Annotated in this window: 9 protein-coding genes; 4 read left to right on the top strand and 5 right to left on the bottom strand. The window is 53.0% G+C overall.

Annotation, left to right across the window (positions count from 1 at the left end):
* Positions 1-9: 9 nt before the first annotated feature.
* From ACAW87_RS05325 to ACAW87_RS05335, 3 genes are all read right to left on the bottom strand, one after another.
* Complete coding sequence (locus ACAW87_RS05325) at positions 10-5,154, bottom strand: translocation/assembly module TamB domain-containing protein (protein ID WP_370722121.1); 5,145 nt, start codon at positions 5,152-5,154, stop codon at positions 10-12.
* Positions 5,155-5,357: 203 nt separating this feature from the next.
* The gene (locus ACAW87_RS05330) at positions 5,358-7,835 is read right to left on the bottom strand and encodes an alkaline phosphatase family protein (RefSeq protein ID WP_370722122.1); all 2,478 of its coding nucleotides are present in this window, start codon (positions 7,833-7,835) and stop codon (positions 5,358-5,360) included.
* 116 nt (positions 7,836-7,951) lie between these two features.
* The gene (locus ACAW87_RS05335) at positions 7,952-9,154 is read right to left on the bottom strand and encodes a molybdopterin molybdotransferase MoeA (RefSeq protein WP_370722123.1); all 1,203 of its coding nucleotides are present in this window, start codon (positions 9,152-9,154) and stop codon (positions 7,952-7,954) included.
* Between the two features lie 143 nt (positions 9,155-9,297).
* Here ACAW87_RS05335 and ACAW87_RS05340 point away from each other — a divergent pair, with 143 nt between their 5' ends.
* The 4 genes from ACAW87_RS05340 (at position 9,298) to ACAW87_RS05355 (ending at position 15,122) form a co-directional block, all read left to right on the top strand.
* Positions 9,298-10,605 (top strand): PQQ-dependent sugar dehydrogenase, encoded by a 1,308-nt coding sequence (locus ACAW87_RS05340; RefSeq protein WP_370722124.1) that lies wholly within the window; start codon positions 9,298-9,300, stop codon positions 10,603-10,605.
* A gap of 217 nt (positions 10,606-10,822) precedes the next feature.
* Complete coding sequence (locus ACAW87_RS05345; RefSeq protein ID WP_370722125.1) at positions 10,823-12,175, top strand: GH1 family beta-glucosidase; 1,353 nt, start codon at positions 10,823-10,825, stop codon at positions 12,173-12,175.
* A gap of 269 nt (positions 12,176-12,444) precedes the next feature.
* On the top strand, positions 12,445-12,936 hold the full coding sequence (locus tag ACAW87_RS05350) for a hypothetical protein (protein ID WP_370722126.1): 492 nt from the start codon (positions 12,445-12,447) through the stop codon (positions 12,934-12,936).
* 146 nt (positions 12,937-13,082) lie between these two features.
* On the top strand, positions 13,083-15,122 hold the full coding sequence (locus ACAW87_RS05355) for a M3 family metallopeptidase (protein ID WP_370722820.1): 2,040 nt from the start codon (positions 13,083-13,085) through the stop codon (positions 15,120-15,122).
* Positions 15,123-15,197: 75 nt separating this feature from the next.
* Here the strand turns inward: ACAW87_RS05355 and ACAW87_RS05360 are convergent, their stop codons facing one another.
* The gene (locus tag ACAW87_RS05360) at positions 15,198-15,746 is read right to left on the bottom strand and encodes a YceI family protein (RefSeq protein ID WP_370722127.1); all 549 of its coding nucleotides are present in this window, start codon (positions 15,744-15,746) and stop codon (positions 15,198-15,200) included.
* A gap of 181 nt (positions 15,747-15,927) precedes the next feature.
* Positions 15,928-17,052, bottom strand: a complete 1,125-nt coding sequence (locus tag ACAW87_RS05365) for an amidohydrolase family protein (RefSeq protein ID WP_370722128.1) — start codon at positions 17,050-17,052, stop codon at positions 15,928-15,930.
* Positions 17,053-17,059: the final 7 nt, after the last annotated feature.

Genomic DNA, 17,059 nt, shown 5'->3' on the forward strand with positions numbered 1-17,059 from the left:
CAGACAACGCTATTCGACGTCTTCCTCTTTTCGGCGGCGAACCAGGTCGGCCAGGGTGTTGAAATCAACGGTAATAACGAAACCAACACCTGTTTCAATAACAAAACCTTCCAGAATGGTCCGCTCGGTATTACTGCGGCGATAGGCCCGTAGCGCGTACCGTCCGTCGCGGGTGAGGTTATAATTCAGGTTCAGATTGTCGAATACAGCGTTGTTGTTTTGAGCTGCCTTCACATCCTGCGACCCGTCGACCAGAAAATTTTTCCCGACAGAAACTGTAAGGCGTCCCTGCAAAAAGCTTCTCGATAGGCCAATATTCAAATCGGTTCGGTTCGTGCCGGCAGTGCCCCCGGTTTCGGCGGTACCACTACGCGAGTTCAGATTCACGTCCAGATCAACGCCTTTGATGAGACCAGACGCAAACTGTTGCAACTGCTGGCTAATAATCTTGCTCACGCTGCTGCGCGCCAGGTTATCGGCATCGATCAACTGACCAGAGCCCGACGATGACGATGTTTCGGCGATGAAGTTCCCCAGAATCAGCAGACCAAATACCTGCTTGTTCATCTGGTTAGGGTCTTCGCGTAACGAAGCTAATTTCTGGTTCACCAGATCCGATGAGGCACCCAAACGGGTTATGGTTTCGCGGGGGGCAATGATGTCGAACTTGATGGCAGGAGCCGCCAGATTGCCCGATAAGGTCAGCGCCACTTCATATGGAAGCCGCACCTTGGTCAGCGAATTAGTCGAGCCGGTTGTTTCGCTGGAAATAAGCGCGTCGGAGGTTGTCTGGGTTTCGTAAATCGCCGTCAGGTTCAGATCGGCCTTGAGCGGGTCGCCCGTGAAATTGATGTAACCGCCTTTCTGCAACTGAAATTCGCGCTGTAACACCTGATACGTCAGGGAATAGCTTCCTTCCGTAACTTCATACCGTCCCAACACCGAGATGGCCCCGCTAGGCGACACGTTCACCGCTAGTTGAGCATTACCGCGCGCTTTCAGGTTGTCGCCGTTCAACTCATCCACGATGATGGTAATTTCTGACCGGTCATCAGCTTCCAGCGTTACGTTGATGTTTGAGTTGTTTAGCTTCTCGAACTGAAGCGGAGCCAGGGCGGTGTCTTTTCGGGGGCGCAAATATTGGCTCAGGGCCAGCGTGTCTTTATGATCGATGAACGTGACCACCTGTCGGGCATCGTTCAGACTGGCTTCGTCGCTGGGCAACACAGTGGTTACCCGGCTGCCTTCTTCCAGTTTCAGACTGCCAGTAACAGCGGGCGACGTACCTGTGCCTTCGATGTGCAGGTTAGCCGACAGTGCGGCTTTTCCGTAGAAGAAATCGTTGTCTTTGCGGCTGGCGTTCAGGGCTAGGAAATTGTTGGCCCGTACGCGAAGGTCATAGGCAACGTCGGGAATGTTGCTCAATACGACCTTACCATCGGTGGTTAGGGTGCGGCCCAGCGTGTCGCGGAGGTTAAAATCCGTGAACGTCATGGTTTGTCCCGCTAGCCGAATACGCTCTTCGTCGATGCGGTAGGTCGCATTCAACTGCTTGATGTTAAAGGCCACAGAATCGAACGAGATGCCACCGTTCAGGCGGGGATTGTCGACCGTTCCCTGAATGTCAGTTTCGCCGCGCAATTGCCCTTTGGCCCGCCGGAGTTCGCCGAAGCTAAAGGCCTCAATGGTTTTAGCGTCGAGCTTATTCAGTTTCAGGTAAAAATCGAGTGATTCCGTCGGGTTGTTTGGATCGTAGTAACCCGACACTTTAGCGTCGTTGGTTGGGCTCAGCAGCGTTACGCTTACTTCGATCCGGTCGTTGGAGGCGTTGGCGAAGTTGCCATTCAGGTTACCAATCGGTTTTTCCATCACCCGCAAGCTATCGACGCGCAAATCACCGGTGAACGATAGGGGAGTGCCCCCCGGTGCTGACAGGTAATCGCGCACTACTACCGTGCTGTTCAACGTACCGGCCACCAGCGTGGTGTCCTGATTGGCTAAGCTCGACAGATCGCTCAGGCTCACGTTGCGGGCTTCTACGCGTAACGGGCCGTTTGGTACCGGTTCAACGCTGTTGAGGCTAATGGTTTGCGTGCCCTGCCTGAGCAGGAAATTCTGCGCCAGCACCCCCGCCTGACCATATTCCAGATAGCCCGTCGTATCGGATGTCCAGGTACGGTAATTGGTCAACAAGCCGCGTTGTCCCACCTGGAGGCGGTAATTATTGTTGACCAGCGAAACAAGCCCCGATAGACCGTACTGGTCTTTGTTGACCGAATCTTTGTTGACCACCGCAAATGAGAACCGATTATTAGCCGCCGATCCGCGCAATTGGGTCAGTCCTATTTTCAGGCTCTGCGTTTCCAGCCGGTTTATCTGACCCGATACATTCAGTTGGTCATCATAGGCACGCAACGCCAGCGACGAACCCCGAACCACGATGGTGTCGTAATCGACCAGGCCGGTTTTGATGGTGGCGGCAAACGTGGTGTCGCGCGTGTTGTCTAGGTAGGCATCGAGCGAAACGGGTTCGAGTTTGCGCAGGGCGGGTACAAACGCCTGCAAGAGCGGATGCTGACGTACCTGACCTTTGACGGTAAAATCGTAGGGCGGCTGAATGGGTTTGAAGGCCAGATCGGGAATCTTAAAATACCGGCTTATTTCGCCGGCCACAATGTCGTATAACTGCGTATACTCAAACTGCCCGTTTAGCGCTACCTGCCCAAACGGAAGGCCTAATACCAGGTTTTTGCGGTTGGCCTCAGCGGTTCCTGCTTTCAGATAAAGTGTATCGATAGGGTAATTTTTTCCCTTCAGGCTGACCACGGCGTCACTGGCGTACACAGTCCCTTCGGGCCTAACGGGATCGGTTGAAGTCATGGCTAGCCGGATATTGCCTTTGATGGATAACGGGTCAGCGTATAGTTTCAGCTTGTCGAGGTTCAATTCCTGAATAGACACTTCACCGGCCACGGTTGGGTACGCTCCTTTTAAACCCATTTTGGTGTCGAGGTTCAGACGTACGTTAGGGTCGTTGATGCCCCCTTTCAGCGTTAGTTCACCATTGACTAGTGAGCCATTTACGTCGGCATTTTTGTAGGAATAACCGTTCAGCCCGGCTTCGTCTACCACCGCGCGGAAACTGGTTTGCATGGTGGCAGGGTCAATACCGCGCCCGTTTACGGTGGCCTGGGCTGTAATGGTGCCAAACTGCGCCGGATTCATCAGCCATTTGCCCGCTTCGAAATTGGTCAGCACGGCTTTACCCGCGTAGCCCTGATTTTTGCCCGCGTAGAAGTTACGCAATGTGCCGTCGAAAGCGGCTGTTCCCCAGTTGGTAGCCAATTGGGCGTCGGTAATCAGGTTGTTGAGAGACCCCCGAATTTTTCCGGTAAGCTTAAGTTGAGGAGCCAGGGCCAGCGAATCGGGCAACGTACCTGGCGGGGCGAGTTTGTTTATGTCGGCGCGGTTGGTGTGGGCGTCGGTTAGGGTGAGGTCCATGCCCAACCGATCGGGATCGGTCACGTTAGTGAAACGGCCATTGGCTTTGAGAACAGTCCCTGAAAACATGGCAAACTCCGCCTTGGGAATCCGGAGGTCGGCCAGCGTGCCGCGCATTTGCACGTCGGCGCGCACTACTTCGTTGCGGTTACCGGCCAGCGGAGGCGTATCGGCCAGGAAAGGAGCCAGTTGCAGCACGTCGGCAAAAGCAAGTTTGCTTTGGCGAAGATTTAGCAGCACGCTGACTCTGTTCAGATTCTTACCCTCAGTAGCGCGCAAAAGTTGCCCCAGCGAGTCGTATCGTAGTTCGAGCCGGTCGCGCAGGATAGTGTTCGGCGTACGGATAAACAGTTTGGTCAGCAGAGTCGCCTTTTCACCGTAGAGCAGGTCAACGTCGAAATGTTGTAGAACGAAGCCGCTTTTATCCTTGAATTTCCCCTGCCGAATCTGTCCTGAAATGGTTTCTGGACTATAAAGCAGGTTTCGCCCCTCAATGCCCAGGCCGGTCAGATCAAGGTGTCCGTAATCGAGTCCACGGGGTTGACGAGGTTGAGTTTCGTCATCAAAGCGGATTCGGTTGTTCGAGAATTTGACCGAACCGATGCGGGCTACCCACCCCGATGGCTGAGCCGCTTTGGTGGCTTCCTGTGCCTTTACGGTCGCTTTCACAGCCGGATCAACCTGTTTAATCGCTTCAGCAGCCGTTGCTGAGCGGGCTACCTGTTGCGCTCGTTGCGGTTTTAGCAGCGTAGTGGTGATGTCGGCGTTGGCCAGCCCCAGCGATTTGATGCCTACTTTTTCGCCGTTCAGGTGGAAATAGTCGGTTTCCATCGCCAGCTTTCCCACTTTCCCAGTAGTGGCAAAATCAGCGGTTTCCAGCCTAACATCCCACAGCGCCCGGGTCAGTTGCCAGCTTCCGAGCCCAATAGTGAGCGAATCGCCAGTTTCTTCGGGGGTAGTGGGCGTCGGAATACCTTCGTAAATTCGGCTTTTCACGCTTAGCCCATCGGCCGATACGTTGCTGATCAGGTACCGCGACTGAGCCACGTTCACTTCGTTGAAGTTGATATGCAGACTGTCGACATACGCGTTGACGTTCGCTCCGGCCACATCGTCTTCGTACCGGATTAATATCTTCCGAAGGTTAGCGCCCGAAAGGCTAATATCGAGTGGGGTTGACGTGGTGTCGGCAGCGGGGTCAATCTTATTAGCTAAACTGGCTGTATCGGGTTGTGCCGTATTGAAGGCGTCGAGGATATACTGAAAATTAAAGTCGGGCGGTCCGGCGTTGCGGTCGTTTGCCAGGCGAGTGATGTGTATGCTGACCTTATCTAATTCGATCTGATTGAGTGAAATTTTACTTTGCATCAGCGCCATCATGTCCAGATCAACGCGCATACGTTCGCCGATCAGGAGGGTGTCGCCTTGCGGGGTTTGAAAGAAAACATCGTTGAGTTCGATCCAGTCGGGAATGCGGTAGCTTATTCGGCCGATTCGGAACGGGGCTTTTATTTTCTTGCCTAAATAGCTGTTAACCTGCTGTGTGACAAATTTTTGCCCCCACGTGGTTGTAGCAATGACTGTCAGAAAGCCAGCCACTACCAGCACGAGCGCCAAAATGACCAGACCGGTTGTTACCAAAAATCGTTTCACGTATAGCGTTTAATGTATGAAGGGATTACCATAAGGTGTAACGCGAAAAAGGGCGGGGGTGTTATCCAAACTCTACTGAAGAGACCTGGGCTAATTGAGTATTAGGGGAGCCGTGATTATCCGTTGGTTGCGTAAAAAAAGCCCGGTTGTTGACCGGGCCACGTGCTAAAGCTACACACCAAATGACAGAATCGTACGAGTATTTAGTCGTCATCCTCATCTAAAGCCTTTCCAATCTTAACGAAGGCACCTCGCCGTGGGGCGGGCATGACGCTGTTTTGTCCGCGAACGGTTTGCCAAACAATCTCGCTAAAGATCAGGTCGTCGATCTCGTCGGGCCGGGTTAGGTCGAACTGTGAAGAACGCTTGGAGTTACGGTTCACTGCTACATTGCGCTGGTTGAGGTCTACACCTGCTGTACGGGCCACAAACGGAGCCTTGTTTGGCGTCTTCGAAAAACAGCGCCACATCGGCGTGGCCGCCGCGTCGTACTGGCTCATCGGTTTCAGACCCAGAATCAGCTCCATGGTGCGCAACATACCAGATGTGGAATACATGGTATGGTCTACGAAACCACGTTTCACGAAACCACCCGCCATGAACGCAATAGACCGATGTGCATCCACATGATCGGGACCGTTCTGGGCATCGTCTTCCAGAATAAACACCACCGATTCGTTCCAGATGGGGCTCTTCGAGAGGTGCTCCACAAATCGACCTACGGCCAGGTCGTTGTCAGCCACCGCGGCATCGGGTGTAGGCAGGCCAATGCGGGCACCCGACGTATGGTCATTCCCGAACCTGACGGTGCTGAGTCTGGGTACGTTACCGGCGGCAACCAGGGCGTCGAAATCAGCTTCCCAGGCCTCTTCCCGTTTTACGTCCATATATCCCAGGTTATAGCCTTTGAAGGTAGGGCAATAACGGCCTTCCAGTGCCTTAATGTTGGCCTTGTCGTCGGCAAACCAGCCGTAGCTACGGTAGGATATGCCGGCGCGCTGGCAGTGATCCCAGATGAATCCATCGCGGGGATGAGCAATTTCTTTCTGTCCCTCAAAGTCATACGTGCCACCCCGTCCTCCGTAGCTGGTTACCCAGTTTTTTTCGACGTAATCATTGGCATAAGCGGCTGATGACCAGTTATGACCGTCGGCACTTACCTCGGCATCGACGTAGAAGTTATCGAGCAGTACGAACTCTTTGGCCAGTGCATGCTGATTGGGCGTCACTCTCTGCGGGAATAAGCAAAGCGAGGCGTCGCCGTTACCTTCGGACATATCCCCCAAAATCTGGTCGTACGTACGGTTTTCCTTGATGATATAAAAGACGTATTTGATGGGAGACTTGTTGCCAACCCGCGTTGGAATTGGGTTACCTTCTTCACCTTCGGCCTGGCTTTCTTTGCGCTTTGTGTAGGGCGTGTTGGCGTACACCAGTCGTGAATAGGCCGCAAGGATATCGGGCTTGGGTACGTCGATCATCGATAAGGTACCTTTAAAGAGCCCAGCAATGTACTGAACGGGACCAACGTTGGCCTGTGGATTAGGTCCGACTTGTTGTGGTGTGCGTGTTCTGACGGGGTTAGGGCCCTTTGGGTTGGCTTTCGACGAAAAGCCTTTTCCGTTGGTGACAAAAAGGGTTGACCCGATCACCTTCACCGCTGTTGGATACCAGCCCGTCGGAATAAACCCGCTCGACAGGCTGTGACCTTTCCGCGACACATCGAAAACGGCCAGGCAGTTATTATCGGCATTGGCAATGTACAGCGTGTTTTCATCGTCGCTCAAGGCCAACCCGTTGGGCGTAGAACCCACCGGTGCATCGGGAAACAGAGAGGCCGTCAGGGTTTCGAGCACCTGCCGCCGGGTTACGTCGATTAGTGCTACCGTATTATCGTTTCCGTTGGCCACAAACAGGTGTTTGCCGTCGCGGGTAAGCAGCAGGTCATTCGGGTTTTTGTTGGTCGCAATTTTCGTGACAACGCGCAACGGGTCGAGGGCCACAACGGCCACACTACTTCCGCCCCAGAGGGAGACAAACAGTTCTTTTTTGTCGGGCGACAGCAGGCAGGTGTAAGCCGCGGCGCCGAGGTTCAGCTTCTGGATGACCTGGCGCGATTTGGTGTCGACCACGTAGAGTGAACTGTCTTCTTTCGTCACCACATAGAGGCGGTCGGTTGCGCTGTTCACGGTTAGTCCGGCAGGGGAGATTTTAGTTGGCCAGGGTTTCCCCAACACAATCGGTGCATCGCTGATCAGTTGCCCATTCTCGATTCGATAGGTAAGTATCTGATTGTCATTCCCTCCCGACGCGTACAGCTTCGATTCATCGTCGCTGAAAGCCAGTCCTACATATGCTTTTGCCACGCGGGCCGTGTCGAGAATCTGTTTGGTGGCCACGTCGATGAGCGTGATGCTCTGGGTACTCTGCCCGTTATTGGTAATAGCCATGTATTTCTTCGAGGAAGAGACCACCATCGTCAGGGGCAGGTCATCCAGCTCGAGGCTGCTACCAGGCGGAGTTAGAGACCAGCCGTTGGGTAGATTGATTCGTTTGTCGGCCAGTTGTTTGTACAGGGCCGCACCTTCCGCGGATTGGCTGGAACTGCTGGTGCGCTGACAACCCGCGAACAGGGTAACAAGCAATAGGGATAGGCCCAGGAAGGGTAACAGATTTTTCATGAGTCAGACGTAGTTGTGAGCGGTTCAGGCAGAAACTGCAGGGCAAATGTACCTCATCGTCACGGCTGGGCTATGGGCTGATCAACTACTTAACAGAATGACAATCTAGCCGTTGCTTACCCAATTGGCCAGGCGGTGACCAACGTACCTGCGGGAAATTCAGTGGTGTCGGCGGGAAGTTCCAGAAAGGCATCGGCGGCCGTCAAATTGCTGAAGTCGCCCGAACCACTACCAGGCAGGGTGTGAGCCAGCAATTGACCATCGGCAGTGGTTTGCAGCCGGGCGGGGGTAAAGTGGGTCAGGTTAGGTTTGAACGTCACCGGATTAGCCAGTTGAACGTGTAGCGGTGGCTCGGCCGCCATGCCCATCGCCGTTTGCAGGTAAGGACGAACGTATCGGTAAAAGCATAGGGTCGTAGAAACTGGGTTGCCCGGTAAGGCAAACACAATGCGCTGCCCGTCGGCACTGCCTCCGAACCAGAGCGGTTTACCCGGCCGTTGCGCAATCTGATGAAAAACCCGGCCAATGCCCAGACCGCCCAGAACGTCAGGAACGAAGTCGGCTTTCCCGGCCGAAACGCCGCCCGTCATCACCAGCACGTCGTGCTGCGCCAGCAAACCCGATAAGCCCGACGTAATGACGGCCATATCGTCGGGAAAATGATGCACGGAAGCGTCGATGTTCAGATCGCGCAAGGCCGCCTGCAACAGGTACGCGTTCGACTGGCGAATCTGATGGGGGAGGGGCGTCTGATGCGTATCCACCAATTCATCACCGGTCGAGATGACGGCCACTCGCGGGCGTTTCATCACGGCCACCGACGTCTGACCTACCGAAGCGATCACAGCCAGTTCAACGGGTCGAAGTACCGTACCGGCGGCCAGCAACACGTCGAAGGTGCGGCGGTCAGTGGCTTGTCGGTGGATGTTTTGTCCCCGGCGCATCTCATCGGGAACAGTCAGCGTAGCCATCCCGTCAACGATCGACAGATCTTCGTACCGAATAACGGTATCGGCTCCGGTGGGCAGAATGGCACCGGTCATTACCTCCATGCAGCCAGTAACGTCGGGCAGCGTCTGTAACGGTTCTCCGGCCCGCTGAATGGCCAGAATTGGGTACGTTGTCTGTCCGTCGGCTAATGCATTGAACTGAATGGCGATACCATCCATAGCCACCCGGTCGAAGGGTGGGAAATCGCGGTCGGCCAGAATGGTTTCAGCCAATACCCGTCCCCGCGCCTCGGCAAAAGGCACCGTTTCGGTAGAGAGAACCAGGCCATGAGCGGCAAGAAGTTGGTCGGCGTTGGCAACAGAGAGCATATCAGATCGGTTGAGAGAGCCCAAAAGTAGAGGTTTCTGGGCTAATGCGCTCGCTGTTCAGAGAACCCGCCGGGTATGTGGGCCGGGGGCGGCGTCTTTGGTAGGAAAGAAGCACTGTCCTGTTTATACCAATTCCCTACTCTATGAATACCGTTTCGTTTCTGTCTGGTTGTCTGATTTTCTCACTCTTGATAGGCAACCATACCACCATTGCGGGTACGCTGCCACCCAAAAAACCGGCTTCTCCCGCCAACCGATCCATTGATCCGGCGGTTGTCAAGTTACCGGCTGGCTTCAAGGCAACGGTTGTGGCCGAAGATCTGGGTACGCCCCGCCATGTGGTGGTGAGTAAAACCGGCGATATTTATGTAAAACTCGCCAAACTGAAAGACGGTAAAGGCATTTATCGCCTGCGCGACACCAACAAAGATGGCGTTATCGATGAGCGGGTAGGGTTCGGTGATTATCCTGGAACCGGTATTTTTCTTCATAATGATTACCTCTACACGTCGTCGAACAACAGCATATTTCGGTACAAACTGAACGAAAATCAGGAAGTTACCACGCCCGATTTGCCGGAGAAACTGGTATCGGGCCTGCGCGAAAAAGAGCGGGACAAATCGAAGTCGATCGCGCTTGACAAGCAGGGTAATATCTACGTTAACATCGCCTCCGACAATGACCGTTGTCGGGTTGAAGGTACGGGTAAAGGCATGATGCCCTGCCCGTTACTAGATTCGGCGGCCGGCATATGGCGCTTCAAAAGTAACGTACCCAACCAGACGTTTGCCGATGGCGAGCGCTTTGCCACTGGTCTAAAAAATGTGGTGGGCCTCGACTGGAACGCGGCTACCAATTCGCTCTTTGTCATGCAACATGGACGGGGTAGTTTCGATGATTTTTATCCGCAATACTACACGCCACAACAAAGCGCCGAACTGCCCGCCGAAACGATGTATGAGGTGCATCAGGGCGACGATGCGGGCTGGCCGTATGTGTATTACGATCATATTCAGAAGAAAAAGATACTGGCTCCTGAGTACGGCGGCGATGGTAAAAAATTGGGTACGGCCAAAACAATCGATCCGGTGGCGGCTTTTCCGGCGCACATGGGTCCAAACGCGTTATTATTTTACACCGGAAGCGCCTTTCCGGCCCGGTACCGAAACGGAGCGTTCGTTGCCTTTCACGGGCAGTCGCAATCGTTGCACAAAGGATATCTGATCGGGTTCGTGCCGTTTAAAAATGGTAAGCCATCGGGTCCTTGGGAGATCTTCGCGGATAATTTTGCCGGTACCGATCTGGTGAAGCCCACCGGCCCCGTGCAACACCGCCCCTGCGGACTGGCGCAAGGCCCCGACGGTTCACTGTACGTAACTGACGATATGAACGGTACGCTCTTCAAAATCAGCTATCAGGCAACGGCCTCGCCGAAAGGGCCGAAACGGTAGACGGCTGAATGCGGGATTTTGGACGTTTTTTGTCATCCCGACGACAGGAGGGATCTTCGCTAATAGCAGGCATTGTTAGCTACTAGCGAAGATCCTTCCTGTCGTCGGAATGACAAAAACCAACATCCAACGTCCATCTTAACAGTTTGTTAATCGATCAGATCGTTCGTTTTCCGGCGGGTGTACTGAACTTGCCGATTATCGACCTGATTTCCTGTTGGCTTCATTCGTACAGCGCGCCGATTTCGGTGCTGATTTTATTTGGGGAACAGCCACGGCGGCGTTCCAGATTGAAGGGGCCACCATTACAGACGGACGTGGACCGTCGGTGTGGGATACGTTCTCACAGAAACGCGGAGCGATAAAAACGGGTGAAAATGCCCTGATGGCCTGTGATTTCTACCACCGGTATGCTTCCGATATTGCGCTAAACAAAGCGATGGGTTTCAACGCCTTTCGGTTTTCGATCTCCTGGTCGCGGGTGCTGCCTATGGGCACGGGGGCGGTCAACGAGGCGGGTCTGGCTTTTTACGATCGCGTTATCGACGAGTGCATTCGGCAGGGACAAACCCCCTGGATCACGCTCTTTCACTGGGATTTGCCCCAGGCACTCGAAGACCGGGGCGGCTGGGTCAACCGCGACGTGCTGACCTGGTTCTCCGACTACGTGACGCTGGTGGTAAAAGCGTTTGGCCACAAAGTGAAGCACTGGTTGGTACTCAACGAACCGTCGGCGTTTACCATACTGGGCTATCTGGTGGGTATGCACGCGCCCGGCCGTCGCCGGTTTACCAGCGTCCCGGCCGTCATTCATCATGCGGCGCTGGCCCAGGCCGACGGCGGACGGCTAATTCGCGAACACGTACCTGGCGCAGTGATCGGCACCACGTTTTCCTGCTCACCAGTAGAAGCAGTCAGTCCGCTGAAACGCGATGTAGAGGCGGCCCAACGCGCCAACGCACTTCTAAATCGTCTGTTTATCGAACCCGCTCTGGGGCTGGGTTACCCCACCAGAGAACTCTCTTTTCTAAAATCAATCGACAAGCGATTTGCCAAACCCGGCGACCACGAAAGGCTGGCGTTCAATTTCGATCTCATCGGGTTGCAGCACTATTTTCGGGTGGTGGTCGAACATTCCATGCTGGTACCGTACCTGTGGGGCCGCGACGTATCGCCCAACCGCCGTCAGGTCGAGGTCATTTCCGAAATGGGCTGGGAGGTGCATCCGGCCAGTATGCTGCACATCCTGCGGCAGTTCAGTTTGTACGAGGGCTCCCACAAACTCATTGTGGCCGAAAGTGGCGTTGCCTTTTACGATCAGGTGGAGCAGGGACAGGTGATTGATACGGCCCGCACGGCCTACCATGTACAATGCCTGCAACAGGTACGTCAGGCGCAGACCGAAGGAATCGACCTGGCGGGCTATTTTGTCTGGACGTTGCTCGACAATTTCGAATGGGCCGAAGGGTATCGACCCCGTTTCGGTTTAGTACACGTAGATCACCGCACCCAACACCGGATTGTTAAGCAATCTGGACAGTGGTTTCAAACGTTTCTGGGCGGTGAGTAGGGCATTAGAGCAGTTGGCAGGACCAGCATCTATCGGGCTAACCTGCCTCTGACACGGATAAACTCTTAACCGGGAAGTGACGTTATACAGCTGAAGACGTATATTTGAGACTCAGCAAGAGTTGCATTTTACCACCGGTAGTGGCCTGATTTTGTTTTCACTTTAACTACATACATTGGATATGGCAACGCTAGTAGCTCGTCCCAAAAGCATTGCTCAGCAGATGCTGGAGGACAAAAAAAGGATTGAGCAGCATTTTCAAGACCCTAATGCCCACCCCAAGCCAGCCCACATCAAGTTCGTCAAACCGTTCTCCTTACCCACTTCAGGAAAACAATGAAGGGTTTGCCTGCACGACTGATCATGGCTTTGTGTATCAGCTAGCGTTTCGGTCTGATCAATCTTACTTCCCTGACGACTCATTCGCTGAGTACCTTTATTCATTCTCCATCATTTCTGTAGGAATGAGAACACCGGTTCATGATCCCCGTATAGAACTGACGGTGGTTTATACTCGGAAACAAGCATTTGCGGCTAATCCTCAGTTAATTATTAGCTACGTGTGTAGTTTAGATAATGAAATGGAGCGGCATCGTCGTATTCTGTTTGGCCAGTGGTATCAACGACATAGCGAAGGTTATACTCGCCTTCCCTTTTCATACGAACAAAGTCGGGTATATGCAGCGGCTATCTTTCTAAAGGATCATCCCGCTCAGGAAGCAATATTCGCTGCTTTCAACCGGGTATACAACGCTAAGTAAGCCAAGTATCGTTGCCGAATTCATCTGTACTCTCTCCAAAAATGCACGTATCGTTTCAACTTATTGGGCTTGCCGTAGCTTCGCTGTGTGCGGGAACGGTAGCCGCCCAGTCGACGCGCCAAACCCGGTCGACGCCTAAAACTATGATGACCACTAATCCACTGCTTAAGCCCTTTCAGACCCTTCATGAAACGGCTCCCTTTCCGCTCATCAAAAATGAGCATTACTTGCCCGCGATTACGGCCGGTATTGCCGCAGGCCGTCAGGAAATTGACGCGATTGCCAACAGCAAGGCAGCGCCCACGTTTGTCAATACGGTGGTTGCCCTTGAACAAACAGGAGATCAGCTTAGCCGCGCCACATCGGTACTCTTCAACCTGAACGCCGCCGAAACCAGCCCAGAGATTCAGCAGATCGTGAAAGAGGTTTCGCCGATGTTGACTGAATATGGCAACGACATTACACTGAACGATAAGTTATTTGCCCGCATCAAGGCCGTGTATGAGCAACGGGCCGGCCTGAAGCTCGACGGAGAAAGCCAGATGCTGCTCGAAAAAACGTATAAGCGGTTTGCCCGCAACGGAGCCAATTTGAACGATGCTGATAAAAATAAACTGCGCGCCATCGACAAAGAACTATCGCAACTCTCTATTCAGTTTGGCGAAAACGTACTCAACGAAACCAACGAGTACGTGATGGAAGTAACCGACGAAAAAGACCTGAGCGGTCTGCCCGATTTTGCCAAAGAATCGGCCCGGAAAGTGGCTCAGGAGAAAAAATTGACGGGTTGGGCGTTCACGCTTCAGGCGCCTAGCTACGCGCCGTTCATGCAATATGCCGACAATCGGATGCTGCGCGAAAAGCTGTACCGGGCCTACAATGGTCGCGGATTTAAAGGCGATAAATACGATAATCAGGCCAACATCAAGCGCATGGTGCAGTTACGCTACGACCGGGCTAACCTGTTGGGGTACAGTACACACGCCGATTTTGTGCTGGAAGAAAGCATGGCTGGTTCGAGCAAAAAAGTGCAGTCATTCCTGGATGAACTGGTACAGTATGCCCGTCCCGCTGCCGAGCGTCAACTCAATGAGCTGAAAGCTTTTGCCCAGGTCAATGGCTTTAAAGGCGATCAGATTGAGCAGTGGGATTATAGCTACTACGCCGAGAAACTGAAAAAGCAGCAACTAAGTCTCGACGACGAAATGTTGCGGCCCTATTTCAAACTAGAGAATGTGCTGGAAGGTGTATTCACCGTGGCCAACAAACTCTACGGCATTACGTTCAAAGAGAACAGCGCCATTCAGGTATATAATCCGGAAGTGAAAGCTTACGAAGTATTTGATCAGAATGGTAAGTTTCTGGCCGTGTTCTACGGTGATTATTTTCCCCGTGCCGGTAAACGTAGTGGTGCCTGGATGAACGATGTGCAGGGCCAGAAAGTGGTCAACGGCGTCAATCTGCGTCCGCACATTGTCAACGTTTGCAACTTCACGCGCCCGACAGATACCCGCCCGTCGTTGCTGACGTTTTACGAAGTGACCACGCTTTTCCACGAGTTTGGCCATGCCTTGCACGGCATGCTGGCTAACGGACAATACGAAAGCCTCAGCGGCACAAGCGTTCCCCGCGACTTTGTTGAACTGCCGTCGCAGGTGATGGAAAACTGGTGTTACACGTCCGAAGCCTTGAACCTCTTTGCGAAGCATTACCAAACCGGTGAAGTGATTCCCCAATCGCTGGTTGAAAAAATTCGTGCCAGTCAGAACTTCATGGCCGGAATTGCCAACCTGCGTCAGCTCCGTTTTGGAATTACGGATATGTACTATCACGATAGGAAGCCTACGGATGAAACCATCTCAGATGTGGAAAGCCATGCCGATTCGCTGGTGAACTTGTTCCCACGGGTGAAAGGCACCGCCTTCAGCACCGCCTTCTCGCATATTTTCGCCGGAGGCTATTCAGCCGGGTACTATAGCTACAAATGGAGCGAAGTGCTGGACGCCGATGCCTTCGAGTACTTCCAGGAGAACGGCGGATTGGGGGCTAAAGAAGTGGCTCAGAAATTCCGTCAGCACGTGCTGGAAAAAGGAGGTAGCGAGAAACCCATGGAGTTGTACAAAAAATTCCGGGGTCGTGAACCATCGCCCCAAGCCATGCTACGCCGCAGTGGATTAGCTCTATAGGTACGTTCCGGTAAACAAAAAGAGGCCAGTTGGATATGATTCCAATTGGCCTCTTTTTATGAAAAGTGCAGCTGCTTACGCTTGCTTGGTCACCTGAATATTCAGCACCAACCGAACGTCGTCGCTTACTACTACGCCGCCTGCTTCGGTAATGCCATCCCAGGTCAGACCAAATTCCTTGCGCTTAATCGTGCCTGTGAGTTCGAAACCGGCTTTTGTCTGACCGTAGAAATCCTGCATCTGTCCGCCATACTCGGCTTTGAGCGATACTGGTTTCGTAATACCATGCATGGTAAGGTCGCCGGTGAGGTAATAAAAATCGTCGGTTGCTTTTTTCATGCCCGTCGATTTGAAAGTCAGCTGAGGAAAATGTTCGGCATCGAAGAAGTCCGCCGATTTCAAGTGACCGTCCCGCTGTTCGCTGCCTGTAGTGATGCTGTCAATATCGGCTGAGAACGTGATCTCTGCATCCTCAAAGTCATCATTGACCATGGTCAACTGACCTTCGTAGGTGTTGAATGCACCCGTTACAGTCGACACCATCAAGTGTTTCACTTTGAATTGAACTTCCGAGTGAGTTGGGTCAATAACCCAGGTAGTTGCGTTGGTAGTTTGCGTTTCCATGAACGAATCGTTTTATTGTTAGTGTATTTAATGTATATACATCTAAATTGAACTATAAAGTTCACCTGTACTCGAAATTTAATGAAGCAAGCATCAATTTTCAATGAATCCTTTCCGGTTGCTGATAGTGACATCAATAATCGGAAAGGATTTCTTCGACGCATTCTCAGCGCTATTCGTTTCAGTCGGGAAACAAGGTTTTGTCGAGACCGGGAATGATGCGTAGGGCGTTTTTATAATATACTTTTTTCAACACGTTGTCAGATAGGCCCATACCGTACATCCGCCAGAACGCGTGGTACTTTTTGTGGTAGGGAAAATATTCGTCGTCGGTTTCCAGCACACGGAAATAGGTCGCATATTCACTGGGCACCCAACTGTCTTTACCGAATACGATTCGATCCTGATGTTTGGTGAAAAACCGGTTTGCCGCGCGGGGTTGCCTTCCCAGTTCAGCAATGACGGCTCCGATTTCGAGCACCATGTTTGGGTATGCGCTCATTAAACTATCCAGCTTGGCGAGGTTGTTAGGATACCAACCCATGTGGGCATTGATAAAGGTCGTTTTCGGGTTTTTGCGAAACACGTTGTGCTGCTCGGTCAGTAACTGCTGCCAGGTAACCGGATTTTTGTCGGAGCGTTTGCGGCCGGGGTGCAGCTTGAGTTCGAGCCAGCGTTCGTTGTAACGGTCCATCGGGTCCCAGAATGGTTTGGGGTCGGCCGTGTGAATAATGACCGGAATCCCCAATTGCCCGCATTTGGCCCAGATCGGGTCTAGTCGTGGATCGTCGACGGCTACACGTTGGCCTTTGTCATCTTTGGTATCCATGCCCAGGCTCTTGTAAATTTTCAGGCCGTGGGCACCGGCTTTTACGTCGGCCTCCAGGCGCTTTACCGACTCTTCTGTCCAGCCGGGTTTACCGATTCCGTCGAACAGAATGTTGGTAAACAGCACCACATGGCTCGTGTTCGCTTTTTTGATGGTAGCCAGTGAGCCGGTAAAAAACTGGTCGCTCTCTGCCGCTTTGCCCCATCCCCGACCGCTCAGATTGACCATGATGCCCATGTTCAGGCTATCCATTTGGGTCAGCAGGGTTTGCAGTTTACCGTCGTCGAGACTCCATTGGTGATTATGTACATCGATGAACGGATACTTGGCCCGTTTCAGCTTGTGTTCGGGTACTTTTAGGGTAGAAACGGGGTCGTACTCTTCAAAGCCGAGGGGTAGTTCCGGAGCCGATTGCTGGGCAAGCAGGGACGAGGTCAGTGTGGTGAGGCAAAGAGCAAGCAGGTAGGTGATCCGCATAGAAGAG

This window comes from Fibrella aquatica, from assembly GCF_041321135.1.
Lineage (GTDB): Bacteria > Bacteroidota > Bacteroidia > Cytophagales > Spirosomataceae > Fibrella > Fibrella aquatica.

Coding starts and splice junctions, on each gene's coding strand:
- ACAW87_RS05360 (WP_370722127.1), bottom strand. CDS start 15,746: ATGGAAACGCAAACTACCAACGCAACTACCTGGGTTATTGACCCAACT.
- ACAW87_RS05365 (WP_370722128.1), bottom strand. CDS start 17,052: ATGCGGATCACCTACCTGCTTGCTCTTTGCCTCACCACACTGACCTCG.
- ACAW87_RS05355 (WP_370722820.1), top strand. CDS start 13,083: ATGACCACTAATCCACTGCTTAAGCCCTTTCAGACCCTTCATGAAACG.
- ACAW87_RS05330 (WP_370722122.1), bottom strand. CDS start 7,835: ATGAAAAATCTGTTACCCTTCCTGGGCCTATCCCTATTGCTTGTTACC.
- ACAW87_RS05335 (WP_370722123.1), bottom strand. CDS start 9,154: ATGCTCTCTGTTGCCAACGCCGACCAACTTCTTGCCGCTCATGGCCTG.
- ACAW87_RS05340 (WP_370722124.1), top strand. CDS start 9,298: ATGAATACCGTTTCGTTTCTGTCTGGTTGTCTGATTTTCTCACTCTTG.
- ACAW87_RS05350 (WP_370722126.1), top strand. CDS start 12,445: ATGCCCACCCCAAGCCAGCCCACATCAAGTTCGTCAAACCGTTCTCCT.